Here is a 25,724-nt window from a genome sequence, read left to right as displayed (position 1 = left end):
ACCACTATGTCCGATCCCAAACCTCTGTTGTTTGCACTCTACGAACAGGCCAGTGTCGGTTGCGGCGGTGCGCCAAGCCTGTGGACACACCCGGCCGACGAGCGACTGACCATCAACTCTCTTGGCTACTGGTCGAACCTGGCACGCATTGCCGACCAGGCTCACCTCGACATGCTGTTTTTTGGTGATGTGCTGGGTTTCTACGATGTATTTGGCGGCAATGCCGATGCGGCCATGAAATGGGCGGTAGAAGCACCGGCGAACGATCCCTTGATGATCATCCCGGCTTTGGCTGCCGTGACGCAAAACCTGGCCTTTGGCGTCACCGTCACCACCAGCTACGAACATCCGTTTACCCATGCCCGGCGCTTCAGCACGCTGGATCACCTCACCAATGGCCGGGTCGGCTGGAACATCGTCACGTCTTACCTGTCCAGTGCCGCCCGCAACTTCGGTCTGGAGCAGATGATCAGGCACGATGACCGCTATGAGCGCGCCGAAGAGTTTCTCGATGTGGTCTACAAGCTCTGGGAAGGCAGTTGGGCCGACGACGCCGTGGTTGCGGACAGATCGCGACAACTCTACGCCCGGGGTGATCGAGTGCGGCCGATCAACCACGTCGGTGAGCATTACCGGGTGGCCGGGCCGCACTTGACCTCGCCATCGCCACAGCGCACACCGTTGTTGATTCAGGCCGGCTGGTCAGGGCGCGGACGTGAGTTTGCGGCCAAGCACGCCGAGCTGATCTTCATTGCCAAGTCCAACCCGCAGGAAATTCGTCAGGGGCTGGAAGAAATATGGGCCAAGGCTCAGGCACGTGGCCGTCAGCGTGACGATGTGAAGTCCCTGACGGTGCTGCGTATCGTCACGGCCAAGACCGAGATCGAAGCCCAGCGCAAATATGACGAGCTGCAAAGCAACTATCACTTGCAGGCCCAACTGGTCAGTTACGCGGGTGACACCGGCATCGATATCAGCCGCTATGCCGACAGTGATGCGCTTTCCACCCACACCGAAGGCATGACCTCCTACGTGATGCGTCCCGATGGCACTGGCAAACCCTTGACCGCTGGCGACGTCAAGCAACGGTTTGCCAACGTCACCCGAGGCAGCGATCTGATCCTGGTGGGCACCCCTCGACAGGTGGCCGAGCGCATTGAGGAGCATGCGCGAATCTCCGGCACCAGTGGCTACATGCTCAATCCGCTGATCAGCCCCGGAAGCCTTGAGGACTTCGTCGAACTGATCATCCCCGAACTGCAGAAACGTGGGCTGTACCGTACTCAACCGCAAAGCGGTACCTTCCGTTCGCGGTTACGGGCCGATGGTTCAAGTCTGTTGCCGGCGTCGGCCTATGGGGCCTCGTTCCGTTTCGACAAGGCTTTTTAGAGGGGATGGGGCGATTCGCCCCATACACCGCGTGCACCTTCGGCATTCAATGCCCGCGGTTGCTGCGAATCAACTCATAAGCCCGACGCACCAGAGGATTAAGCGTATTGGGTCGAATCCACAGGTGATAGGTGACGTCCGGCAGACGGGGCAAGCCATCGCTTTCACCCAGCACCCGCATATCCGGGCCCAACATTTCCATGCTTCTGGCAGTGACGCCAAGGCCTGCACGCGTCGCCGCCTTGATGCCAATCAGGTTCGACGCCAGATAAGCCTGGCGCCAGGGAATGTTGGCGCGCTCGAGGGCCTCAAGGGCATATCGTCGATAGATGCTGGGCTCATCGACCAGGATCAACGGCAAAGGCTCGCCGGGGTTATGAAGAAACTGCGCAGAGCAAATCCACCATACCGGCGAGGTGCGCAAGGCAAAACCTTCCAGGCTGGGGTCTTCGCGAGTGGAAATCACCATGTCGACCTTGCCGCGATGCAGGTCGTCCATGAGAAACGGGCTGCGGCCGACGTCGATTTCCAGGCGCAAGCGCGGAGCCGAGCGCGCGATATGACTGAGAATCGGTGGCAGGATGGTGTCGGCGATGTCATGGGGTGAGCCGATTCGCAGCACGCCGCTCAAGCTGCTTTCGCGCAAGGAATTCAGCGCGTCATCGTTGAGCGAAAGCATTTGTCGGGCATGGCGCAGTAACTGCTGCCCGGCTTCCGTGAGCTGCTTTTGCCGCCCGCGTTTTTCGAACAGGCTGACCCCGACCTGTTGCTCCAGGCGTTGCATGTGCTGAGTGACCGACGATTGTGTGCGGGCCAGTTGCACGCCGGCCTCGGCAAAGCTGTGGTGATCGACCACGGCAATGAAGGTGCGCAGTAATTCGAGATCGAGGGTCGACATGGCGGCTGCTTTTTACATCAAGGGTGCGAACATAAACATTACATTTTTTTATGTATTTGGAGAAATTGATTTTTCTGGAATCTCGCAGATGCCAATAAACGCTGGCTTATAAGCGTTTATCTAAAAAATGACAGCACCAGAGTTATAACGATATTAGATATTTGTATTTCCGTTACCTCGACGCTGTACGCAGGATGCCACTCATCGGATCGGGGTTTTGCCGATCATTCATGAGGGGAAATCCATGTCGTTCAAGCGCGCGTCTGTAAAACGTTTATTGCCCGTGATGTTGGGGGCCTTCATCTCACTGGCCGCCAGCACCGCGGCCCATGCTGACGCGACGCTGGACAGGATCGAGCAGCGTCATGTGCTGGTGGTTGGCGTGCTGTTGTCAGGCGGCCCCTTTGGCGGCATTGATCCGGCCACACAGAAACCCCGCGGTTTGAACGTCGAACTCGCACAGGAACTGGGTCGGCAGTTGGGCGCTGAAGTGCAACTGGTGCCGGTATTGCCGGCCAACCGCGTGCAGTTCCTGCAGCAGGGCAAAGTGGATTTGCTGATCGCCAATATGGAATGGACGGCAGAGCGCGGCGAGATCCTCGGTTTTGTACCGACACCGTTTTACCGGGTTGGCGGCACCGCCGCAGTGCTCAAGGACAGCAAGATCACTCGTTGGGAAGACCTGAAAGGGCAACCGGTCTGCACCTCTCAGGGCAGCAGCTACATCAAGCCGCTCACCGGGTTGGGCGTTGAGTTGAAAGCATTCAAAAGTTCCTCCGAGTCCTTGTTGGCACTGCGTGGCAACAACTGCGTTGCGGCGGTACATGACGCCACACTGATCAATCCGTTAATCGCCGACAACACCGAATGGCAAGGCTATCGCGCCATCAGTCCGGAGCTCAACCCGGCGCCGTCGGTGATCTGGACGCGTCGTGGTGAAAGCGACACCCAGGCCAGGCTCGACCCGATCGTCAAGCAATTGCACCGCAGCGGCTGGTTGATCGAAGCCCAGACCCGCAACCACATCACCCCCGCGTCACCTGCGCTGGTCGAGTTGCAAAAGCAGTTCCAGGCCAACGGCGCCTGATTCACCTCATCGCATTCAATACGCCGCCGCATCGTGCGACGGCTATTCAAGGTAGTCGCGCATGAACCGTCATTTTTCCGCAAAAAACCTGACCTTACTGTGCCTGGCCAGCGCTCTTGCATTGTCACCCTGGGTTCACCCATCCAGCGCGACCGATGGCGTCACTGAAGCCGGACGCCGTATCGCCCGGGCCGGCGCGCAATTGCGGGGCGCAGCATGAGTCATTGGCTGGAGCTATTCGTCCACTGGGCTGCCGGGTTCGGTCTGAACTACAACTTTCTGCTGGACGCCTATCAGCGCGGCACCGTGGTGCAGGGGGCGCTGACCACGATGTGGTTGTGCCTGTTCACCATCCTCGGCAGCTTGCTCGCCGGGCTCGGACTGGCGGCGATGCTGACGTCGGGCAATCCCTGGTTGGCGAAACCGGCACGTGTGTTCGTCGAAGTCACGCGCAACACGCCGACCCTGGTGCAGCTGTATTGCGCGTTCCTCGTCTTGAACATGTTGCTCACTCAAGCCGTCGGCGCAGCGAACCCGCTGACGCCGTTCGCCTGGGTGGTGATCGTGATTTCTTTGCACAAGGGCGCTTTCCATGCCGAGGCACTGCGCGCCGGCATTGAAGCGGTACCGGCGGTGACACTGGAGGCGGCCAGTTCGCTGGCATTGAGCAGTCGTCAGTTGCTATGGAACGTGCAACTGCCGCTGGCCCTGCGTTTCGCTTTGCCGTCGCTGATCAACAACCTGATCGACCTGGTGAAGATGACTGCCGTTGCCTCGGCGATTGCCGTCGGCGACATCACCTACGCGTCGATCATGATCTGGACGCAGAGCGATAACGTTCTGGAACTGATGATTCTGATCCTGAGCTTTTTCGGTCTGCTGAGTTTTATCGTCAATTGTGTGGGGCGCTACCTTGAAGCGCGCCTGAGGATGCCCGGCTATGGCCATTGAATCGTCCGTCACCCCGTCGGTGACCTGGTCGCGTCGGCATGTCGGCAAACTGTTGCTGTTGGTGGGCGCCGGGCTCTGGTTGCTCTGGTTCACCCCGCAAAGCCCGGTATTGAAGGCGCTGCTGCAATGGTCGCCGGCCCTGGCTGCCGGCTTTGGCCAGAACATCCTGATCAGTCTGCTCGCGATTGCATTGGGTTCGCTGCTGGGGTTGCTGGTGGGGGCGCTGGCGTTATCGCCGCTGCGCCTGCTGCGTTTGCCGGCACGGATCTGGGTGCAGATTTTCCGCAATGCTCCGTGGCTGGTGCTGATCTATTTCACCACCTACGTGTTTCCGTTCGAGATTCACATCGGCAGCGCTTACGTCTCGTTTCCGGACTGGGTCAAGGTGACCATCGGCCTGGCCTTGCCGGCGAGTGCCAACGTCGCGGAGATCTTCCGTGGCGCCATTGCTTCGATCCCCGGCACGCAATGGGAGGCCTCGCGCTCGCTGGCGTTTACCCGGGGGCAGATTTTCCGCTCGATCATCCTGCCGCAGTGCTTCAAGCGCATGTTGCCACCGTGGATGAACCTGTATGCGGTGATCACCATGGGCACCGCGCTGGCCTCTCTGGTGGGTGTGCATGACGTGATCGACACCGCGCAGATTGCCAGCAACACCGTGAACAAGACCGGTTTCACCGTGGTGATCTACCTGAGCCTGCTTGTGCTGTTCTTCGCTTATTGCTACCCGATTTCCCGCCTCACCCAACGCCTGGAGCGACGTTATGCCTTCTATTGAAACTGTCGCCGAGCCGCTGGTGAGCCTGCGCGATCTGCACCTGTCGTTTGGCAGCAACCCGGTGCTCAAAGGCATCGATCTCGATGTGTATCGGGGGCAAGCGGTGTCGATCATCGGCCCGTCCGGCTCCGGCAAGTCGACCATCCTGCGCTGCATCACCGGGCTGTTGCAGCCCCAGCGTGGCAGCATCCGCGTCGGCTCTACCTTGGTTCACACGCTGGTGCAGGAAGCACAGCGCATCGAACTGCGCAAACGCGTGGGGTTTGTGTTTCAGCAGTACAACCTGTTCCCGCATCTGTCGGTACTGGAGAACCTGGTGATTGCACCGCGCAAGGTGTTGCGGCGCAGCCGTGCCGATGCGGAAAAACAGGCGCGTGCCTTGCTGGCCAAAGTGCGCATGGAGCACAAGGCCGATGCCTATCCGGGACAACTGTCCGGTGGTCAGCAACAGCGGGTGGCGATTGCCCGTGCACTGGCGATGCGCCCGGAGCTGATTCTATTCGATGAGGTGACCTCGGCTCTTGATCCGGAAACCGTCGGCGAGGTGCTGACCGTGATTCGCGAGTTGACCGAAGAGGGCATGACGTGCGTGCTGGTCACCCACGAGATGCGTTTCGCCGAAGAAATCAGCGACATCGTCTATTTCACCGAAAACGGCGTGATTGTTGAACACGGTAGCGCCGCACAGATTTTTCAGAACCCGGTCAGCGAGCGCACCCAGGAATTCCTGCGCCATGCCGTGGGCGATCCGGGGCGCCGTCCCGCCGTCGCCAACGACCCTTATCTGCTGACCAACCTGGGCCGCTACAGCCTGTCCGTATAAAACCGAGGAGCCTGTTCATGAGTACCGAAAACCGTGCCGCCGTCATCGAGGATTTCCTGAAGAAAATCCGCGTGATCAACCAACGGGGCGTCGACCGCGCCGCGCTGGTGGAAATCGTTGCCCAGCTCGAAGCCCTGGCCGAGCGCCGTGATCTGTTCAACTTCGACGAGTTCCCGGCGCCGGTGCCGGGGCAGGGCAGTACTGCGTTTCGCTACCGGCTTAACGACGACGGCGACACGCCAACGCTATACCTGAACTCATTGTTGCCGGGTAAAAGTACGATCCCGCACAACCACGAAACCTGGGCGATCATCAGTGCCGTCGAAGGCCAGGAGATCAACTACGTCTATGGTCGTGATGACGAAGGTCGCGAGCCGGGTTTCACCACCTTGCATCTGCAAAAGGAAGTGATCGTCCAACCCGGCACGTCGATCTCGTTTTTGGGAGAAGACCTGCACGGCATTCGCGTCGAGGGCGAGCAGGCGACCTTGCATTTCCATCTCTACGGCCTGCCGCTGGAGTCCCTTAACGGTCGCTATGGCGTTGAGGCCGACGGACGCATTCTCAATTACAACGCCTCGCAAATGGCGCCGTCGATCAAGGCCTACCCATGATCGATCTGTATTACTGGCCGACCGGCAATGGTCTGAAGATCGGCATCCTGCTCGAAGAGCTCGGGTTGGAGTACCGCGTGGTGCCGATCAACATCCGCGAGGGCGAACAGAAGCAGGCGGCGTTTCAACGGATCAGCGCCAATGGCCGCATTCCGGCGATTGTCGACCATGCGCCAGAGGGGTTGAGCGAACCGCTGAGCCTGTTCGAGTCCGGCGCCATTCTCAATTACCTGGCCAACAAGGCCGAGCGTTTTCTGCCGCCGGCAGGCAGTGTCGAACGACAGAAAGTCCAGGAGTGGCTGTTCTGGCAGGTGGGGCATGTAACCCCTTACCTGAGTCAGCTACAGGTGTTTAAAGAGAAGGCCCCGGAACCGATTCCATTCGCTTTGGATTTGCTGAATGCCGAAGCGACGCGCTTGTATCGGGTACTGGAAGCGCGTCTGTCTGAAGTGCCGCATGTGGCGGGTGAATACTCCATCGCCGACATGGCGATTTTCCCGTGGATTCAGCCGCAGCGACAGGGACAGGAACTGCAGGACTTCCCGCACATCCGTGCCTGGCGCGAACGCCTCAAGGCACGTCCAGCCATTCAGCGTGCATATGCGAAGGGCCGCGAAGTGGCGGCCAATGAACGCGCTCTGGCGCATCAATAATTTTCTTTCGAGCGCAACCCCCATGAGCCAGACCGTAACCCCAGGGCAATTGCAGCAGTGGCTGTTCGACGGGCAGGAAATCGCCCTGTTTGATGTGCGCGAGCATGGCCAGTATGGCGAAGCCCATCTGTTTTTCGCAGTCAATCTGCCCTATAGCCGACTGGAGCTGGAGGTACGGCGACTGGCGCCCAACCCTCAGGTGCGCCTGGTGATCCATGACCAGAACGGTGGCGATGTTGCCAAGCGCGCTGCACAGCGCCTTCACGCGTTGGGGTATGAACGCGTGCACATACTCGAGGGCGGTGCCAATGGCTGGCAGGCCGCCGGTTATCAGCTGTTTGCCGGCGTGCATGTACCGTCCAAGGCTTTTGGCGAATTGGTCGAAGAGGTCAGTCACACACCGCATGTCACCGCACGACAATTGGCCGAATGGCAAAGCCGAGGCGAGCCTTTGGTGGTGCTCGACGGCCGACCGTTCGATGAATACCGCAAGATGACCATTCCCGGTTCCGTGTGTTGTCCGAACGGCGAACTGGGGTATCGCATCCATGACCTGGTGCCTGACGAACACACGCCGATCGTGATCAATTGCGCCGGCCGAACCCGCAGCATTATCGGTGCGCAAACGCTGATCAACCTCGGTTTGAAGAACCCTGTCTATGCCCTGGAGAACGGAACCCAAGGCTGGGATCTGGAAGACTTTCAATTGGAGCACGCAAGCAGCCGTCGTTATGCCGATACCGTGAGCGCTGCACCATTGGCCGCGCAACGGCTGGCGGCTGCCCGATTGGCGGAGAGGGCCGGGGTGAAAACGGTTGCGGCTGAACAGGTCGAGCAGTGGGCTGGCGATGTCGGGCGCAGTCTGTTTTTGTGCGACGTGCGCACCGCCGAAGAGTTTGCCGCCGGCAGTTTACAGGGCGCGCAACACACACCGGGCGGTCAGCTGGTTCAATCTACTGATCTGTATGTCGGCGTGCGTCAGGCACGGCTGGTGCTGATCGACAGCGATGGTGTACGGGCGCCGATTGTCGCGAGCTGGCTGCGTCAGTTGGGGCATGAAGCGTATGTGTTGGCAGGTGGCGTGAGCAGCGCTCTGGCGTTACCTGCAAGCGACGTGATCGCCCACGAGGTGCTGCCATTGATCACTGCCCAGGTACTGTCTGATGCACTCAAGGATGAGGCCGTCGCGCTGATCGATCTGCGTCCGGGCATGACCTATCGCAAGGGCCACATTGCCGGCTCGCGCTGGTCGATCCGCCCGTTGCTGACGCGACACGTGACGGGTGAGCAGCGACCGCTGGTGCTGCTGGCCGATGATGCGCAACTGGCCTCGTTCGCCGCACAGGAATTGCCCGAAGCCCAGCGTGCGCAAGTACGGTTGCTGGACGGCGGGCTCGATGCCTGGCGTGCAGCGGGTTTCTCCGTGCAGGAAAGCCCGGACACTCCATCCCATGATCAATGCATTGATTTTCTGTTCTTTACCCATGACCGCCACTCCGGCAACAAGGACGCGGCGCGTCAATACCTGGCATGGGAGATCGGTTTGCTGGCGCAGATGAGCGACGACGAAATCGCCAGCCTTAAACCGTTGCAGACTCAAGCACGTCAGGATCCGCAGGTGCGTACGCGGCTGGTGCATTCAGCGCGGGCCCAGGGTGTCGGCGGCCGCGCAGTCAATGTACCGGTCACTCGCTTGAGCACCGTGCTGTTCGACAACCTGGCGCAAATGCGTGATGCCCGTGCTCGTCGTGATAGCGAGCGTGTGCTGAGTTATGGGGCGCGCGGCAATCCAACGGCGTTTGCCCTCGAAGACCTGGTCAGCGAGCTGGAGGGTGGTTATCGCACTCGCTTGTTCGGAACCGGGCTGGCAGCGGTCGCGCAGACGTTTCTCGCTTATCTGCGGCCGGGCGATCATGTGCTGATCACCGACGCGGTATACGCGCCTGTGCGGCGTCTGGCACGGGAGTTTCTTCAGCCCTTCGGTATTCAGGTCAGCTATTTCGCCCCGGACGGTCGTGACCTGGAGGCTCAGCTGCAAGCCAACACGAAAATGGTCTACACCGAAGTGCCAGGCTCTTTGTTATATGAACTGTGCGACCTGCCGGCCATTGCCGCCCTGTGCAAACCGCGAGGTATCCTGCTGGCCGTCGACAATACCTGGGGCTGCGGTTACCTGTACCGGCCGCTGACACTCGGCGCAGACATCTCGATCATGGCACTGACCAAGTACCTGAGCGGCCACAGCGATGTGGTCATGGGCAGTGTCTGCACCCGCGAAGACGTGTGGCCGGCACTCGCGTCCATGAGCGATAACTTTGGAGCAACCGTCAGCCCTGATGACGCCTATCTGGTGCTGCGCGGCGCTCGAACCCTGGCGCCACGACTGGAGGTGCATGAGCGTCAGGCTCTGGAAATCGCACATTGGTTGCAAGCGCAACCGCAGGTGAAGCGGGTGTTCCATCCGGCCTTGCCCGATCATCCCGATCATGCCTTGTGGCGGCGGGATTTCACTGGCAGCAATGGCTTGCTGTCCTTTGAACTGAACGAGGCGGACAGCGCGTATGTCGAGCGCTTCATCGATGCGCTGCAGCTGTTCGGGTTGGGCGCTTCCTGGGGCGGTTTTGAAAGCCTGATTACCGTGGCCGATACCCAAGAACGCAACAGTGCGGCGGATCGCTCATTGAACCCGGTATTGCGCTTGCACATCGGGCTGGAGGATGTCGCAGAGTTGATTGCGGATCTGCAGCGCGGGTTTGGGGTTTCAGGAGAGGGTCAAGGTCGAGTGTTTTGATGCGTTTGCACTGGGTAATGCAAATTCGGGGGTAGCGCTTTCGAGGGGCAAGTACACCAGGTCCGGTGCGAACTGAGACTGCCGCTTGAGAATGTTGTCTACGACAGATGATGGGCGAATCCCCGCGGATTCAGAAATGATCGGCGAATCGAAAAGCCCATGCACCAAGGTTTAACCAGGTGCCGATAGCTGACGCTTCGGCTAGAGGCCCCGGTTCGATTGGGTATCGATTTGTTACCTGGATACCGTTATTCACCCATTTGGGGCGTGCTGGGCCATTTCGTAGCACACGGCGAGTATCACGCCGATCTGAAGATCATCGGTTTTTGAGTCGAAACTCCTTTCCAATTAAGAGCTTGAGGCAGTTCGAAGCAGACTGGCACGGTTTCTGCTGTTTTGTATCTATGGATAATTGGATACAAAACTGCAAAAGGTGACTTTATGCAATTCGCTCCCACCTACGTTGAACGTCAACCCCTGACCGCCGAGGAGGAGGCTTACAACTTTCTGCTGGAAGCGATCTGTGGCGGTCGTTACCGCAAAGGCGACCGCCTGATCGCCGAGGACATAGCAAGCGAAATCGGCATGAGCCGGATGCCGGTGCGCGAAGCCTTTCGCCGTCTCGATGCTCAAGGCCTGGTAACCCTGAGGCCTAACCGCGGCGCCATTGTCAGTGGCCTGGACTTCGACGAATTGCACGAGGTCTTCGAGATGCGCAGTGCCCTCGAGGGCCTGGCCATCCGCGTGGCCGTGCCCAGGATCGGCGAGCGTCAGCTGGCGGCTCTGGAACGCATGCTGGACGAGATGGATGACTACCGCGACGAAAGCGCCGAGTGGGTCAGGCTTCATCGTGCCTTCCATGAATACCTGTGCAGCCTCAGCGGTCGTCCTCGGCTGATGAAGCAGATCTCGGCGCTGTATTCGCTGATCGAGGCGCCGATGCGGCTGTGGCTGCAACACAGCGAAAAACCACTGAGCGCTCGCCAGGAACACGCGGTGATCCTGGACGCCATTCGCTCAGGCGATGTCGACCGGGCCGAGGCCGTGGTGCGTCAGCACATCGAGGGCACGGTGCCGGCGCTGATCCAGTTTCTGCAATCGGAAAAATAGAATCGGGCTCAAACCCGACAGTGTTTTGACTTTGAGTACTGCCCCGTTACTAAACAACTGGAGTGTCTCGTCATGCATAAACGCCATATGTTTCTTGCCGCTGTTTCCCTCGGACTCTGTGCGCAGTGGGCGGTTGCCGTGCCCCAAGTGCCGGAGCGACTGCAAAAGGCCGACAAACTCACGTATTGCTCGGGCATGGATTCACCGCCCTTGGTGTCTTTCGACGAGGCGCAAAAACCCAAGGGCCTGACGGTCGATCTGGGGCTGGAAGTCGCCAAACGTCTGGGAGACAAACCGGTGCAATGGCGGGTCATTCCGTTCTCCGGGTTGCTACCGGCATTGCTCGCCCAGCAGTGCGACATGATCGTTGATCAGCTGTTCGACAAACCCGAACGGCGGGAGGTGATCGACATCGTCAACTACATGTATTCCAGCCAGTCAGTGGTCGTTCCCAAAGGCAATCCCAAGGGCATCAAGACCCTGGATGGACTGTCCGGGCACAAGGTGGCCGTGCTCAACGGCTCGACGATCAAAACCTTGCTGGACGCCGAGAACGAAAAGCTGACCAAGGCTGGCAAGACACCCATGAAACTGGTGGTCTACAACAGCGACACCGACGCCTTTCAGGCGCTGCGCATCAGTCAGGTAGACGCCTACGGTACCACCGTGGAAACCGCCGGTTACTACGCCGCCATGGCGCCCGAACTGTTCGAGGAAGGGGTGCCGGCCTTCAGCCGGATACTCACCGGCCTGGGGATTCGCAAGGATGATCCGCAGCTCACCGCAGCGGTACAACAGATCATCAGTGACATGCGCAGCGACGGCAGTTACGTGCAGTTGCTGAGCAAATGGCATGTCTCCAGCGACACACTCGACTGAGGCGAACGCTCGATGAATTTCAATTGGGATGTGTTCTTGCAATACCTGTTGCAGCCGAGCGGGGTGTACCTCACCGGACTCTGGCTGACCTGTCTGATCAGTGTGCTGGCGATGGCGTTGGGCTGTGTGCTGGGACTGGCGGCGGCACTGATGCGTCTGTCACGCAACCCGCTACTCAACCTGCCTGTACGGTTTTATGTGTGGCTGATGCGCGGCACGCCACTGCTGGTGCAGATCGTCTTTCTCTACACCGCATTGGCTGCCGGCGGGATCTTCCGCTTCGAAGACGTAGAGCTGTTTGGCCTGGTGGTACCGGGCAACATCCAGGCAGCGATCATCGCACTGGGCCTGAACGAAGGCGCCTACATGGCCGAGATCATCCGTGCGGGGATCGGTGCCGTGGACAAGGGGCAGTACGAGGCCGGGCGTTCGTTGGGCATGACCTTCGCCAAACTGATGCGGCGAATCGTTCTGCCTCAGGCGTTCCGGGTCATCGTTCCGCCGTTGGGTAACGAGTTCAACGTGATGCTCAAGAATACGACGCTGGTCAGCGTTATTGGCGTGCAGGAGTTGCTGCTGAGCACGCAAATGGTCACGTCGGCGACATTCCGGGTATTTGAACTGTACCTGGTGGTGGCGATGTATTTCCTGCTGCTGACCACCCTCTGGGGCTTTTTCCAGCGTTGGCTGGAAGCGCGTTTCGGACAGTCCGATCGACCCGCACCGCCAGCGGCTGGCAGTCGCATGTTCGGTCGCGGCACGCTGAAATTGCTGAGGGGGCGTTAAGCATGGCGCACAAAAGTGAAGAACTGATCATCGAGGCCCTGGACATTCACAAGTCCTTCGGCGACCTGGAGATTCTCAAGGGAATTTCCTTGCAGGTGCGGCGCGGGGAAGTGGTGGTGCTGATCGGCGCATCGGGTTCAGGCAAGACCACCTTCATTCGCTGTATCAATCTGCTGGAAGATATTCAAGGTGGTCGCATTCGCGTCAACGGTCGCTCCATGGGGTACCGCGAGCGCGCCGACGGCAGTCTGGTGCGCGACTCCGAGAGCAACATCGCTCGCCAGCGTCGGGACATCGGCATGGTCTTTCAGCGTTTCAATCTGTTCCCCCACATGACCGCGCTGGAAAACATCATTGAGGCACCGATCCAGGTGCTCGGCGTGCCACGCGCAGAAGCTTTGGAACAGGCCCGGGCCTTGCTCGCCCGGGTCGGTCTGGCGGACAAGGCCATGCATTACCCGTCGATGTTGTCCGGCGGGCAGCAGCAGCGCGTGGCAATCGCCCGGGCGCTGGCGATGAAACCCCAGGCCATGCTGTTCGACGAGCCCACCAGCGCTCTGGATCCGGAAACCGTCGGCGAGGTGCTGCAGGTGATGAAGCAGTTGGCCGATGACGGCATGACCATGGTGGTGGTCACCCATGAAATGGGTTTTGCCCGGGAAGTGGCTGACCGCGTGGTGGTGCTCGATCAGGGCGAATTGATCGAACAGGGGCCGCCGGAGCAGATCTTCAGTCGACCGACACACCCGCGAACCCAGGCTTTTCTCAGCCGCGTGCTGTGATCTTCTCAGTCGGGTCTTTTTCACCCGGCAATGGAACCGGACACCTGCGGCCAATGAATCCTTGTTTGGAAGAACTTTTGCCATGTTGAAATTTTCTGCCCACGAATATCCCTATCCATCGCAACGTCAGAGCGTGTTTGCACGTCGCGGCATGGTCGCTGCTTCACAGCCATTGGCCGCAGAAGCCGGCATCGAAATCATGCGCAACGGCGGCAATGCCATTGATGCCGCGATCGCCACAGCGGCGGCTCTGACGGTGGTTGAACCCACTGGCTGCGGCTTGGGTGGCGACGCCTTTGCCCTGGTATGGAGCAAAGGCCAATTGCACGGACTGAACGCCAACGGCCATGCGCCGGCAGCACTGACCATCGATGCAGTCAAGGCGTGTGGTCACGAGCAGATGCCGCTTTATGGCTGGACGCCGGTAACGGTGCCCGGTTGCCCTTCGGCCTGGGCGCAGTTGTCCAGACGGTTCGGCAAGCTGCCTTTTGCCGAGTTGCTGCAGCCCGCCATCAGCCTGGCCAGGGAGGGTTTTCCACTGTCACCGGTGGTCGCCCGACAATGGCAGACCGCTCTGGATGAATTCAGCCCCCATCGAGACCCGGTGCTCGACGTCTGGTTCGATACGTTCCTGATTGATGGCCGTGCGCCAAAGGCCGGTGAATTATTCCGCAACCCGGCGCAAGCCCGAACGCTGGAAGAACTGGCGGACAGCGCTTGCGAAAGCCTCTATCGCGGCGATCTGGCTCAGCGCCTGGATGCCCATTCCCGCGCCACCGGCGGCTACCTGCGAGCCAGCGACCTGCAGGACTATCGCGCCCAATGGGTAGATCCGATCAGCATCAATTACCGCGGCTACGATGTCTGGGAAATTCCCCCAAGCGGGCAAGGACTGGTGGCCCTGATGACCCTGAAAATCCTTCAGGGCTTCGACTTCGATCACCGGGACAGCCAGCAGACCTGGCATCGTCAACTGGAAGCCATGAAGCTGGCCTACAGCGACGGCCTGCATTACATCACCGATCCGCTGCACATGCGTGTGGCCGTGGCTGACCTTCTCAGCGATGCCTACAGCAGCCAACGTCGCGAACAGATATCCGATCAGGCGCGTGAACCTAATCCCGGCGATCCCCACGCCAGCGGTACGGTGTATCTGGCCACGGCGGATGCGGAGGGCAACATGGTGTCCTTCATCCAGAGCAACTACCACGGCTTTGGTTCCGGCGTGGTACTGCCAGACAGCGGAATCGCCTTGCAGAACCGCGGGCAGGAATTCAGTCTCGACCCTGACCACGCCAACTGCCTGGCACCGGGCAAAAAAACCTTTCACACCATCATTCCCGGTTTCATCAGTAAAGGCGACGCACCGGTGGGACCGTTCGGCGTCATGGGTGGCTACATGCAGCCCCAAGGCCATGTGCAGATGGTCATGAATCTGCTGGATTTTGGTCTCAACCCCCAAGCCGCGCTGGACGCTCCGCGGTGGCAATGGCTGGGGGATATGAAGGTCGGCATCGAACACGGGGCGTCTCGGGACCTGGCCGCTTCGCTGGCACGGCGCGGACACCAGATTCAGGTTGATTGCGACCTGATCAACTATGGCCGAGGGCAGATCATCATCCGTGACCCGGACTCCGGTGTGCTGTGCGGCGGCACCGAGCCGCGAGCCGACTCCCATATCGCCGTGTGGTAGCGGGCCGCTGAAAACAGGAAAAGAGACCCCGGTCTCTTTTTTTGTTTGTGTGGCAGACGGCGCTGATTGCGATCGTTCGCAGCGCCGAACAGCTTGGCTTTATCAGTTTGTCAGGGAACGCGATCAGGGTTTGTCCGCGACTGTGCCCCGCGGCACAGGCCCAGGCCCGGTTACTGGTACGTCTCATTCCGGTTACAGAGCACTTTTATCGTGCATGGCGCTTGTATCTGACCAAATCGGGGCATTGGTCATTGCTGTATTCAAAAACCGACATGTGGACGTCGGTGACAAATAAGTTGTCGTTTATAGACATCTCTTGCTTATGTGCTACCAATGTGCCCAGCGCTGATGAACGGAGCAATAATTCAAGCGTTTCCCTTATGGCTCTCGTCCTGCAATCCCCCCGATATAGAGGCATTGGGTGATGTCGTTTTTGAATTCATTGAAAACTATGTAACTGGGTATGACCTTTGCAAGTTGAATAGGAACAATCCCACCAGTTTTTGGACGGGAGAATAAAAAGAGCCTTCGCCTGAGGCCATTCACCCGCTTTGTGTGAGGAGATACCGCGATGACGACGTTCAACTCCGGGGCCCAACCCCAGAACCGTGCGCCTCAATCCATCGGCTTTCTGCTGCTGGACAATTTCACGCTGATTTCCCTGGCCTCCGCAGTGGAACCCCTGCGCATGGCCAACCAATTGTCCGGTCGCGAGCTGTATCGCTGGACCACCCTCACCGTCGATGGCGGTCAGGTCTGGGCCAGTGACGGCCTGCAGATCACCCCCGACGCCTCCATGCACAAAGCCCCGCCAATGGACATTGTCATCGTCTGCGGCGGTATCGGCATTCAGCGCACGGTTACCCGGGAACACGTGTCGTGGCTGCAAAGCCAGGCCCGTCAGGCCCGCCGCCTCGGCGCGGTGTGCACCGGCAGCTGGGCCCTGGCCTGCGCCGGCCTGCTCGACGGCTTCGATTGCAGCGTGCACTGGGAATGCCTGGCGGCGATGCAGGAAGCTTTCCCGCGGGTAGCCATGAGCACCCGTCTGTTCACCCTCGACCGTAACCGTTTCACCAGCTCGGGCGGCACCGCGCCGCTGGACATGATGCTGCACCTGATCAGCCGCGATCACGGTCGCGAACTGTCGGCGGCCATTTCGGAAATGTTCGTCTACGAGCGCATCCGCAACGAACAGGATCACCAGCGCGTGCCGCTCAAGCACATGCTCGGCACCAACCAGCCAAAACTGCAGGAAATCGTTGCGCTGATGGAAGCCAACCTCGAAGAGCCGATCGACCTCGACGAACTGGCGGTGTATGTCGCGGTGTCCCGTCGTCAGCTCGAACGCCTGTTCCAGAAGTACCTGCACTGTTCGCCGTCGCGTTACTACCTGAAACTGCGCCTGATCCGTGCGCGGCAGTTGCTCAAGCAAACGCCGATTTCGATCATCGAAGTGGCGTCGATCTGTGGTTTCGTGTCCACGCCGCACTTCTCCAAGTGCTACCGCGAGTACTTCGGCATTCCGCCGCGTGACGAACGCGTAGGGTCCAACACTACCCAGCAAGTGGCGATGATGCCGCTGCCGCAAGCGTTGGTGCTGTCGCCGTTGTCCGGGCCGTTGTCGGCGTTGGGCCAGGCACGTAACGAATCAACCTTCGCCAGCGTTCGTCTATAAATCTTCACCCTATCCTGCGAAAGCGTAACGCTCGCAGGATAGGGTAAGGCGCATTACTTTCATTGTTGCGTTGAAGCAGGACTAACTCGACAGCTTTGATCATGTCTTCGATGACTTCCCTGGTGCTACCGAAAAACATCCTGGCTTCGTTCAGGTAGAGCAGGGCGGGCGCAGCCGCTAGCCATCGAGCGCGGGTTAGTCGACGGCTTTGACCATGTCTTCGATGACCTTTTTAGCGTCGCCGAACACCATCATGGTTTTGTCCAGGTAGAACAGCTCGTTGTCCAGGCCGGCATAGCCGCTGGCCATCGAGCGCTTGTTGACGATGATGGTCTTGGCCTTGAAGGCTTCGAGGATCGGCATGCCGGCAATCGGCGATTTCGGATCGTTCTTCGCCGCCGGGTTGACCACGTCGTTGGCGCCCAACACCAGCACCACGTCGGCCTGACCGAACTCGGAGTTGATGTCTTCCATCTCGAACACCTGGTCGTAAGGCACTTCCGCCTCGGCCAGCAGGACGTTCATGTGCCCTGGCATACGCCCGGCCACCGGGTGGATCGCATACTTCACGGTTACACCGCGATGGGTCAGCTTCTCGGTCAGTTCCTTCAGTGCATGCTGGGCCCGGGCTACCGCCAGGCCGTAGCCTGGAACGATGATCACGGTATCGGCGTTGGTCAGCAGGAAAGTCGCGTCGTCAGCCGAGCCGGATTTCACCGGACGGGCTTCCTTGGCGCCGGCCGGACCTGCGTCGGCGGTATTGCCGAAACCACCGAGCAGTACATTAAAGAAGGAGCGGTTCATCGCCTTGCACATGATGTACGAGAGGATCGCACCGGACGAACCGACCAGCGAGCCGGCGATGATCAACATCGAGTTGTTCAGCGAGAAGCCGATACCGGCCGCCGCCCAGCCGGAGTAGCTGTTGAGCATCGACACCACCACCGGCATGTCCGCGCCACCGATCGGGATGATGATCAGCACGCCCATGATGAAGGCCAGGGCCAGCATCAAGGCGAAGGCGCTGAGGTCGCCGGTCAGCATGAAGGTGATGCCCAGGCCCAGTGTCGCCACGCCCAGCAGCAGGTTCAGTTTGTGTTGGCCGGTGAACTGTACCGGTGCGCCCTGGAACAGGCGGAACTTGTACTTGCCCGACAGCTTGCCGAAGGCGATCACCGAGCCGGAGAAGGTGATCGCACCAATGGCGGCACCGAGGAACAGCTCCAGGCGGTTACCGGCCGGGATCGCGTCACCCAGCTGCGCAACGATACCCAGCGACTGCGGCTCGACCACGGCAGCCACGGCGATGAACACCGCGGCCAGGCCGATCATGCTGTGCATGAAGGCGACCAGTTCAGGCATCTTGGTCATTTCAACGCGTTTGGCCATGATCGAACCGGCGGTGCCGCCGATCAGCAGGCCGACGATCACGTAGACGATGCCGTCGTGCGCCAGCTCGGAACCAAGTTTGTAGATCAGGCCGACCGTGGTGAGGATCGCCAGGCCCATGCCGAGCATGCCGAACAGGTTGCCGCGACGCGACGTGGTGGGGTGCGACAGGCCCTTGAGCGCCTGGATAAAGCAAACCGAGGCGATCAAATACAGGGAGGTAACCAGGTTCATGCTCATGCTTGCTGCACCTCAGCCTTGACTGCTTCGGCCTTGGCCGCCGGAGCTTTTGCCGCTTTCTTCTTGAACATTTCCAGCATGCGCCGGGTCACCAGGAAGCCACCAAACACGTTGACCGCCGCCAGGGCCACGGCCAGGGTGCCCATGGTCTTGCCCAGTGGCGTCACGGTGAGGGCGGCGGCGAGCATGGCGCCGACGATGACGATGGCCGAGATCGCGTTGGTCACGGCCATCAGTGGGGTGTGCAGTGCCGGTGTCACGTTCCAGACCACGTGGTAGCCGACGTAGATGGCCAGCACGAAGATGATCAGGTTGTAGATACCGTGAGAGATCAGCATGTCTTCCATTGTTTTTATCCTCAGCCGTTCTTGCGCACGATCTGGCCGTCGCGGCACATCAGGCACGCGGCGACGATATCGTCTTCAAGGTTGATCACCAGTTGTCCTTCTTTATCGAACAACAGTTTCATGAAGTCCAGCAGGTTGCGGGCATACAGCGCCGAAGCATCGGCCGCCACGGCGCCAGCCAGGTTGGTCGGGCCAACGATGGTCACGCCATTTTCGACGACCACCTGATCGGCCACGGTCAGCGGGCAGTTACCGCCCTGGGCTGCCGCGAGATCGATGACCACCGAACCCGGTTTCATCTGGGCCACGGTTTCCGCGCTAAGTAGCGTCGGTGCCTTGCGGCCCGGAATCAGTGCGGTGGTGATGACGATGTCAGCCTGCTTGGCGCGTTCGTGCACGGCCGCGGCCTGGCGCTGCATCCAGCTGGCCGGCATGGGGCGGGCGTAACCGCCGACACCCACGGCGCATTCACGCTCTTCGTCGGTCTCGTAAGGCACGTCGACGAACTTGGCGCCGAGGGATTCGATCTGCTCTTTTACCGCCGGACGCACGTCAGACGCTTCGATCACCGCACCCAGGCGTTTCGCGGTAGCGATAGCCTGCAAACCGGCCACGCCGGCACCGAGAATCAGCACGCGCGCCGCTTTCACGGTGCCCGCAGCGGTCATCAGCATGGGCATGAAGCGCGGATAGTAGTGCGCGGCCAGCAACACGGCTTTATAGCCGGCGATGTTGGCTTGCGAGGACAGCACATCCAGGCTTTGGGCGCGGGAGGTGCGAGGCGCCGCCTCCAGGGCAAAGGCGGTAATCCCGCACTCGGCCAGCTTGGCGATGGTTTCGTTGCTGAACGGGTTGAGCATCCCCACCACAACGGTGCCGCTTTTAATCAGCGCCAGCTCGCTGTCGCTGGGCGCGACCACCTTCAAGATCAGCTCTGCGCCAAACGCGTCATTGGCGCTGCCAATGGTTGCGCCTGCCGCTGCATAGGCACTGTCGACAACGCTGGCGTTTACGCCGGCGCCGCTTTGTACAGTGACCTTATGACCCTGGCTGATCAGCTTCTTGATGGTTTCCGGGGTTGCAGCAACCCGTGTTTCACCGGTCTGGGTTTCGAGAGGAACACCAATGTGCACGTCAAATCTCCTGCGTGATCTTATTGAGTAAACCCATGCACTACGGATGATTCGGCGGCGGCGATGGTCACCGCCTCGGTCCCGATGAAGCATCACATGATGGAGATGAAGGCGCCGACTACCGCCGACAGGCCGTTGGGAGCAAACCCGCCGTGCTCGGCCATCAGGCCGCTCAACCCGCTGACTTCCCGATCGGGAACCCAGCCTATCAACACGGCAAAACCCACACCGATGAAACCAATGATCGCCACGACCTTTCACCGAGCAGGCGCATGACCAGAACGACCAGCAAGCCAGAGAACAGATAGGTCAGCAGGACGGCCGGGCCAGCCGCCGCAATGGCATGTCCTGAGCCCACGAACAAACCGGAGCCGATAATCCCGACGATAGACAACATGGTGAAGTGACGTGGCTTGAAGCCCTGCGCCAATTGGCCACTCGAATCCTTGGAGCTCGGGCTGATCATTATTTTTTTCTCTGGTGAACGACATTCAGGCGTGCTGATGGGGGGCTATTGTCCCCCTCCTAAAAACGGCGCCCTCCAAGCGCTGCCGTTCTTGTCAAACCCATCATCGCGATGTGGTTATTTCGATGAAAAGCAGTGCCACCTTACTCGGCTTGTCCGACGATTCAGTTACCTGTTCGCGCCACCTTCTTGCCTGATATCGACACATGCAAATTTGGCGTTCACGATGAAGACCGAGCGGTCACGAAGTGGCTTGGTGTAATCATTTTGTTTTTTGCGCACTCTGCTAACAGAGCAATGAATGGTGATAGTTTGCGAAGCTTAAGCGTGCGAGAAGTTTTCGGAAGAGGCCTGCAACCTGAAACGGGTCATGAAAATCATCGGCGCTAACGGTTTGTTGGTAGGGGGCAAGGGAATGCAGTTTGTTGCTAATGGGCCAGACATCGCTGCTGAGTTATTACGGGCTCATGAGGAAGGTCGTGTTGTGTTTTTCTGTGGGAAACCAACCCGGTAGTGAGGCGCTCGAACGTGCCTGTCGGGAACGTTCGCATGCCATTACAACCATACCAATTTCGGCCCGGTCAGTTTTGAAGGGGAGCACCGAGCTCTGTAGAACAGAAACTCTCACCTCTTAAATACCGCCATTTTGATACACCGTCGCACTCCAATATTGGCTGCCGTTACGTTTTTGGCGAGTCCATCCATCTGCCTCCAGTTGTCTGGCGATCATTCGATTCATAAACCCATGACCGAGCAGCAGAACCGGTCCTTCGCCGGCAAGGGACTGAAGCCGTTTAGCTGCCGTGCCGGCGCGCATCCTCGTAGTGGCGACGGATTCGACTCGGCGTGAGTAACCGCACAACCATAAGATCCGAAGGATAAATGCCCAGGTAAACGGCGATAGCCGTGGCAGTTGCCAGTGACCATAAGGCAGTGGAGCTTCACAGAACAGCGCGTCGACCAGGGCGGGCTTCAGGCCGAGAGCCTGGACGGAAGTCAGCGCACGAGGCGCGTTGCTTGAGACAATCACCGTGGCGGTTGCGGCGAGCTGCATGCTGGCATCCGGGACGGGTTGATTGGTAATTTCGGAGCGGTCGTATTGTTCGATCCAGTCTTTCATATCGAGCGCTGATATTTTGTCGGTTGCGACCAGTTTTGGCTGGCCGTGACGCATCAGGATTATTTTTCTGCTCACGGTCTGTTTACGTCCTTGTCCTGGTGTGTATCAAACCAACCGTGATCACGGTACCACGCCACGGTGTCGGTGATTGTTTGCTCCAGCGCCCGGAAACTCAGGTCAAGCTCTCGTTCGCTCTTGCCGTGATTGAAACGGGTGCGGTCCTTTTCTCGTACCAGCAGGCGCAACGTGGCTATGCTCAGCAGAATGGGCTTGCCGGTAATACGCGCGTAGATCTCCTGCACAACTGCCAAGGTGTACAGAAAGGGCAGCGGCAGTTGTCGAACGGGTGTCTTGACGCCTGCGATACGCCCAAGAGCGGGCACCAGTTCACGCATTGTCATATGCCGGCCCGCCGCGAGATAGCGCTCGCCTCGACGCCCATCTCTGGCGGCGGCAATCTGCGCCAATGCCACATCGCGGGCATCGACAACGGAGAAGCTACCGGGGATCAGTCCGGGCAATTTGCCGCGTACGACATCGTTGACCAACTGTCCCGAGGAGGTCGGGCCAATGTCGGCAGGCCCCCACATCCAGCCAGGCAGGACCATGCAGGCATGCATCTCGGGATGGACTTCCAGGAACGACAGGACGACACGGTCGGCGAGTATCTTGCTGCGGTAGTAGTCATCCGCGTCGGCGTCGGCCCGCAGGCAGGTTTCATCGATTGACGTGCCGGGAGCGCCGTCGAGCACGGCGATGGAAGACGTATGGATGAACCGTCGTATACCAGCGCGGTAGGCCTGACCAAGCAGGCTCCGTGTACCTGACACATTAATCTTTTCGAGTTCTTCCCAGTGGCTGCCGCCCTTGTAGTTGTCGCGAAAGAACGCTGCGGTGTGGAACACCGTATCGCAGCCTTGTAGCGACGCTGCGAACGCATCGACATCGGCCATGTCACCAACGACCAGTTCCACACCCGGCAAATGCTTGAACTGTTGTTCACCTTTGGCTCTTGAACGGACCAGGGCTTTGACCACGCAGCCACGAGCGACCAGTTCACGTACCAGGTTGTTGCCCAACAAGCCGGTCGCGCCAGTGACGAATGTGTTATGCATGTGTCACCCCTCACTCTGATCGGTTGACGGCATCAATACCGCACTGTCGAAGAAGACCTCTTCGCGTATGGCCAAGCCGTCTTTGAAGGTGAAGTGTGCGGCGTAGTACACGGTAATGTGGCGTCCATGGGGTGGAATCACCCGGTCCGACAGCACCAATGGTGCAGCGAAGGTGCCGGTCAGGAAGGCGGTCAGTGCCAAACGATCGTGGGTGACGATAAATGGGCTCAAGATCACCTTGGCATCGGGGAACGCTTCGAGTAATGCGCGCTCTCGCTTGTGCATGGCCTCGCGACCGGTTTGTATCCCCATGCCATCGAAGTAGATGAAGTCTTCGGAAACCAGCGCAAGCATCGCCTCCAGGTCTCGGCGATTAAAGGCGCTGGCGGCGCGTGCCGCATAGTCGTTGGGGCCAGTAGTCATACAGTCCATTCCATTCTTTTCGAGGGGGTGTAGATATACCGTTGACACCTCTGCCGAAAAACAGCGACTGCTGCATAATGGATTTGCAAATTTGCGGATCAGGGAAGATATGAAGCATGGCTTTGCAAGCAAACTGGGACGATCTTCGCCTGCTGTTGGCAGTCTCGCGACGTGGCAGCTTTCTCCAGGCCGGTCAATTGCTGGGGGTCGCTGCGTCTACTGTGGCGCGACGGCTGACCCAACTTGAAGGCGCACTTGGCGAGCCACTCGTTGAGCGGGGAGTTGAAGGATGCAGGTTGACCCCGCGAGGCCAATCCCTCGTGGACGTTGCCTTGGCTGCAGAAGCGGGCTTGAGGCGTCAAACCGTTACGGGCATGTCCGAACCAGACACAGAGCTATCTGGCAGTGTCGTGGTCAGTGCAGGAGAGGGGTTCTCGTCTTGCGTGCTGGAGGCCGCGAGTCGCTTCACCACTCTGCATCCGCGATGCTCGGTGGAGTTGCTGATAACAGCCGACTTTCACAAGATCGTCCGCGGAGTCGCAGACATTGCTGTACGCACGACTCATCTGGGCGAGCCGTCGCTGATTTATCGCTCCATAGGCAGGCTCGCTTACGGTGTATTCGCCGATGCAGGTTATCTGAAGCGGTTTCCAGGGCTGACTCCGGCCACTGCGGCCAATATTGCCTTGCTTCCTCCGCTGGACATGTTGCCTCAAATGCGCATGGCAAAGGCCTCGGGCCTGGACCGCACGCAGATCAGCGTGAGCTCGTTCGCGGTTCAGCTCGAATCGGTGAGGCGAGGAATGGGCGTGGCAGTGTTGCCCAGAATTCTGGCGAAGGATCTGATCGGGTTGTTCCCGGATCTCCAGCTTCCAGATATGGAGGTCTATCTGGTGACCCGGCCGCAGGCATTGAAACAGGCTCACATCAAATGTTTTTTTGCCATCCTGGAGCAGGTACTGCTTGAAGCCCTTTCCATGGAAAGTGTCGAAGGGGACCTCTTGGAGGGGCGCCCCGAAATGGGTGCATGAGGCAGCTTGCAGGTTGTACGGTAATGGTGGAAAACAATCGGAACTGCGGTCGCAACCTTTGTCTGGCGAGAAAAGAGGCGGACCGCGTTCGGCCGATTTCGACGGTCACGACCGACCGAAATAGCCTGTGGACTCAGCCGGTCGACGCAACGGATTGGCTAAATTGTTCAGCAGGCGTTTCGTAGTTTAGTGTTTTCCGAGAGCGGCTATTCAGCTGCCAGGCCACTTCATTGACTGCGGCAGAAATCTGCTGGAGGCCAGCGAGTTCCACTCAAGGCCTGCCAGGATACTCTGAACTCTTGACAATGGAGGTACGGGAGCCTGGGCGGACACTGGATATCCCCCGGGTGCTGATCGAACACGCAGGCAACGTGGTAAGCAAGGACGAAATGATTGCTCACGTCTGGCCAACTTCAGTGGTCGGGGATATCAATCCGCGCGTGCACATTGCCGCCCTGCGACGGGCTCTCGTCGAAGGCCAGAACGGGTGGCCCTGCACTGTCAACTTTCCCCAGCGCGGCTACAGCTTCGTCGTCCCAGTGCAGCGCGAGTTGGAACGGACGCTGGTTTTGATCAAGACCGGACACAAACACCAGCACAAATTAACTCGTCCTGCGTCCGGTCTGCACCCAAAACTCGCTCCTGCAAATGGATATAACCCATCTCAAGGACAAACCAGCGAGCAACGTGGTGGTCTATCACAGTGGCTACGGGCACACCCGGGTCACGGCCGGCTGATTTCCTCGGTGCTGACAAGATCGTACCGATCGAAACCTACGGTATCTCAAACGGGTCAAGGGTTCGAAACTGCTCGTCCACCCTGGCGTGCCCGTGGGCTAACTGATACTGACAAGGATCAGCTCAACGCCGACCTGCTGACTTTCCTTCAAGCTTGATTGGCTCTGCCCCTGGCGCAGGCGTTCGGGCCCGCGCCGGTTTACACCCCTTGCATGGGCGGCATTCCAGTGCTGGGGTGATTCACGGTCGTCACCCCGGAAAATGAGCGGTCCTGCCGCTCGATTTGATCATTGGACGTGAATTTGAACGGTTAGTGAGGGAGGCGGCTTGCGTTGCGGTAGGTGGTGCGGATCGCACCGCCCGACAGCGCCAGGCGAAAGGCGTAATGCCTTCGCTGCGGGTGAAAATGTGACTGAAGTGCGCCTGATCACAGAAGCCGCATTCCAGGCCGATTTGCGTCAGGGTCAGGTTGGTCTTCTCGATCAGTTGCTTGGCCCGGGCGACGCGCTGGCAACGAATCCAGTCCTGGGGCGACAGGCCAGTGCTGCACTTGAAGGTACGGGAGAAATGACTGCGGGACATCGCGCAGGCCCGTGCCAGTTCGGTGACTTCCAGGGGGTCGCTGAGGCGGTCGAGGATCAATTGTTTGACCAGGCATTCCCGCCAGGGAGTGAGACCACCAGTGATGGCTTTTCGCGTTTGGGTGGCTGACACGCAGGTGTTGTTGTGCTGAACATGGGCCATGACAAATGTCCGTGTTGATGGGTGTGTTCTGGAGCACAGTGCGGTGGGGCGGCACCATCCCTTTTGGAA

General features: G+C 59.4%; 25 protein-coding genes and 2 pseudogenes. 17 read left to right on the top strand and 10 right to left on the bottom strand.

Translation table 11 applies throughout. The features are described 5' to 3' along the window. Positions 1–6 precede the first annotated feature (6 nt). Positions 7–1,389 (top strand): LLM class flavin-dependent oxidoreductase, encoded by a 1,383-nt coding sequence (locus tag AC06G5_RS15500; protein ID WP_413704761.1) that lies wholly within the window; start codon positions 7–9, stop codon positions 1,387–1,389. A 46-nt stretch (positions 1,390–1,435) separates the two neighbouring features. On the opposite strand, the gene AC06G5_RS15495 is transcribed toward AC06G5_RS15500, so the two are convergent. After that, complete coding sequence (locus AC06G5_RS15495; RefSeq protein ID WP_413427449.1) at positions 1,436–2,287, bottom strand: LysR substrate-binding domain-containing protein; 852 nt, start codon at positions 2,285–2,287, stop codon at positions 1,436–1,438. A 244-nt stretch (positions 2,288–2,531) separates the two neighbouring features. Between AC06G5_RS15495 and AC06G5_RS15490 the strand changes: the two genes are divergently transcribed. From AC06G5_RS15490 to gbdR, 14 genes are all read left to right on the top strand, one after another. Next, the gene (locus AC06G5_RS15490; RefSeq protein ID WP_413427450.1) at positions 2,532–3,374 is read left to right on the top strand and encodes a transporter substrate-binding domain-containing protein; all 843 of its coding nucleotides are present in this window, start codon (positions 2,532–2,534) and stop codon (positions 3,372–3,374) included. 61 nt (positions 3,375–3,435) lie between these two features. Beyond that, on the top strand, positions 3,436–3,594 hold the full coding sequence (locus tag AC06G5_RS15485; RefSeq protein WP_413427451.1) for a hypothetical protein: 159 nt from the start codon (positions 3,436–3,438) through the stop codon (positions 3,592–3,594). Continuing rightward, positions 3,591–4,325: an amino acid ABC transporter permease gene (locus AC06G5_RS15480; RefSeq protein ID WP_413427452.1), complete on the top strand. Its 735-nt coding sequence runs from the start codon at positions 3,591–3,593 to the stop codon at positions 4,323–4,325. The genes AC06G5_RS15485 and AC06G5_RS15480 overlap by 4 nt, the downstream gene beginning before the upstream one ends. Further along, on the top strand, positions 4,315–5,103 hold the full coding sequence (locus AC06G5_RS15475; RefSeq protein ID WP_480457387.1) for an amino acid ABC transporter permease: 789 nt from the start codon (positions 4,315–4,317) through the stop codon (positions 5,101–5,103). Before AC06G5_RS15480 ends, AC06G5_RS15475 begins: the two co-directional genes overlap by 11 nt. Further along, positions 5,090–5,926 carry an amino acid ABC transporter ATP-binding protein gene (locus tag AC06G5_RS15470; RefSeq protein ID WP_480457384.1) on the top strand — a complete coding sequence of 279 codons (837 nt, stop codon included), beginning with the start codon at positions 5,090–5,092 and terminating at the stop codon, positions 5,924–5,926. Before AC06G5_RS15475 ends, AC06G5_RS15470 begins: the two co-directional genes overlap by 14 nt. Positions 5,927–5,943: 17 nt before the next feature. After that, complete coding sequence (locus tag AC06G5_RS15465) at positions 5,944–6,540, top strand: cysteine dioxygenase family protein (protein ID WP_413427455.1); 597 nt, start codon at positions 5,944–5,946, stop codon at positions 6,538–6,540. Beyond that, complete coding sequence (locus tag AC06G5_RS15460) at positions 6,537–7,193, top strand: glutathione S-transferase family protein (RefSeq protein ID WP_413427456.1); 657 nt, start codon at positions 6,537–6,539, stop codon at positions 7,191–7,193. Before AC06G5_RS15465 ends, AC06G5_RS15460 begins: the two co-directional genes overlap by 4 nt. A gap of 22 nt (positions 7,194–7,215) precedes the next feature. Continuing rightward, positions 7,216–9,984 carry a cystathionine beta-lyase gene (gene metC, locus AC06G5_RS15455; protein ID WP_413427457.1) on the top strand — a complete coding sequence of 923 codons (2,769 nt, stop codon included), beginning with the start codon at positions 7,216–7,218 and terminating at the stop codon, positions 9,982–9,984. Between the two features lie 441 nt (positions 9,985–10,425). Further along, positions 10,426–11,094 carry a GntR family transcriptional regulator gene (locus AC06G5_RS15450; RefSeq protein WP_413427458.1) on the top strand — a complete coding sequence of 223 codons (669 nt, stop codon included), beginning with the start codon at positions 10,426–10,428 and terminating at the stop codon, positions 11,092–11,094. Between the two features lie 72 nt (positions 11,095–11,166). Continuing rightward, the gene (locus tag AC06G5_RS15445; RefSeq protein WP_480457380.1) at positions 11,167–11,973 is read left to right on the top strand and encodes an ABC transporter substrate-binding protein; all 807 of its coding nucleotides are present in this window, start codon (positions 11,167–11,169) and stop codon (positions 11,971–11,973) included. A gap of 12 nt (positions 11,974–11,985) precedes the next feature. Then, positions 11,986–12,759 carry an amino acid ABC transporter permease gene (locus AC06G5_RS15440; RefSeq protein WP_413427460.1) on the top strand — a complete coding sequence of 258 codons (774 nt, stop codon included), beginning with the start codon at positions 11,986–11,988 and terminating at the stop codon, positions 12,757–12,759. Between the two features lie 2 nt (positions 12,760–12,761). Continuing rightward, a complete protein-coding gene (locus AC06G5_RS15435) occupies positions 12,762–13,541 on the top strand; it encodes an amino acid ABC transporter ATP-binding protein (RefSeq protein WP_413427461.1) in 780 nt (259 codons plus the stop codon). 82 nt (positions 13,542–13,623) lie between these two features. Further along, entirely contained in the window at positions 13,624–15,234 is a 1,611-nt protein-coding gene (locus AC06G5_RS15430; protein WP_413704767.1) for a gamma-glutamyltransferase family protein, read from the top strand. Between the two features lie 571 nt (positions 15,235–15,805). Beyond that, entirely contained in the window at positions 15,806–16,909 is a 1,104-nt protein-coding gene (gene gbdR / locus AC06G5_RS15425) for a choline metabolism transcriptional regulator GbdR (RefSeq protein ID WP_413704768.1), read from the top strand. A gap of 195 nt (positions 16,910–17,104) precedes the next feature. On the opposite strand, the gene AC06G5_RS15420 is transcribed toward gbdR, so the two are convergent. The 7 genes and pseudogenes from AC06G5_RS15420 to AC06G5_RS15390 all read right to left on the bottom strand — a co-directional run bounded on the left by AC06G5_RS15420 (position 17,105) and on the right by AC06G5_RS15390 (position 23,142). Continuing rightward, on the bottom strand, positions 17,105–18,538 hold the full coding sequence (locus tag AC06G5_RS15420; protein WP_480457376.1) for an NAD(P)(+) transhydrogenase (Re/Si-specific) subunit beta: 1,434 nt from the start codon (positions 18,536–18,538) through the stop codon (positions 17,105–17,107). Then, a complete protein-coding gene (locus tag AC06G5_RS15415; RefSeq protein ID WP_053152987.1) occupies positions 18,535–18,885 on the bottom strand; it encodes an NAD(P) transhydrogenase subunit alpha part 2 in 351 nt (116 codons plus the stop codon). Before AC06G5_RS15415 ends, AC06G5_RS15420 begins: the two co-directional genes overlap by 4 nt. Before the next feature lie 11 nt (positions 18,886–18,896). Next, complete coding sequence (locus AC06G5_RS15410) at positions 18,897–20,018, bottom strand: Re/Si-specific NAD(P)(+) transhydrogenase subunit alpha (protein WP_480457373.1); 1,122 nt, start codon at positions 20,016–20,018, stop codon at positions 18,897–18,899. A gap of 95 nt (positions 20,019–20,113) precedes the next feature. Beyond that, positions 20,114–20,484, bottom strand: a pseudogene (locus AC06G5_RS15405) (hypothetical protein); the annotation flags it as partial. Positions 20,485–21,115: 631 nt separating this feature from the next. Further along, entirely contained in the window at positions 21,116–21,658 is a 543-nt protein-coding gene (locus tag AC06G5_RS15400) for a histidine phosphatase family protein (RefSeq protein WP_413424340.1), read from the bottom strand. 17 nt (positions 21,659–21,675) lie between these two features. Then, entirely contained in the window at positions 21,676–22,719 is a 1,044-nt protein-coding gene (locus tag AC06G5_RS15395; protein ID WP_413704769.1) for an SDR family oxidoreductase, read from the bottom strand. A gap of 3 nt (positions 22,720–22,722) precedes the next feature. Next, positions 22,723–23,142, bottom strand: coding sequence for an ester cyclase (locus tag AC06G5_RS15390; protein WP_413424222.1), 420 nt, complete (start codon positions 23,140–23,142; stop codon positions 22,723–22,725). Positions 23,143–23,258: 116 nt separating this feature from the next. Here AC06G5_RS15390 and AC06G5_RS15385 point away from each other — a divergent pair, with 116 nt between their 5' ends. Together AC06G5_RS15385 and AC06G5_RS15380 are read left to right on the top strand one after the other, a co-directional pair. Further along, positions 23,259–24,173: a LysR family transcriptional regulator gene (locus tag AC06G5_RS15385; RefSeq protein ID WP_413424224.1), complete on the top strand. Its 915-nt coding sequence runs from the start codon at positions 23,259–23,261 to the stop codon at positions 24,171–24,173. Positions 24,174–24,478: 305 nt separating this feature from the next. Further along, positions 24,479–24,643, top strand: a pseudogene (locus AC06G5_RS15380) (winged helix-turn-helix domain-containing protein); the annotation flags it as partial. On the opposite strand, the gene AC06G5_RS15375 reads toward AC06G5_RS15380, so the two are convergent. Then, positions 24,587–24,772, bottom strand: coding sequence for a hypothetical protein (locus AC06G5_RS15375; protein WP_480459939.1), 186 nt, complete (start codon positions 24,770–24,772; stop codon positions 24,587–24,589). The pseudogene AC06G5_RS15380 and the gene AC06G5_RS15375 sit on opposite strands and share 57 nt — an antisense overlap. Before the next feature lie 388 nt (positions 24,773–25,160). After that, positions 25,161–25,655 carry a helix-turn-helix domain-containing protein gene (locus AC06G5_RS15370; RefSeq protein WP_413424226.1) on the bottom strand — a complete coding sequence of 165 codons (495 nt, stop codon included), beginning with the start codon at positions 25,653–25,655 and terminating at the stop codon, positions 25,161–25,163. Positions 25,656–25,724 lie beyond the last annotated feature (69 nt).

The sequence above is a fragment of the Pseudomonas sp. WT-JTC genome (assembly GCF_056711565.1).
The sequence above is the reverse complement of the archived record's forward strand: the minus strand, read 5'-3'. Positions and strand labels throughout refer to the sequence as shown.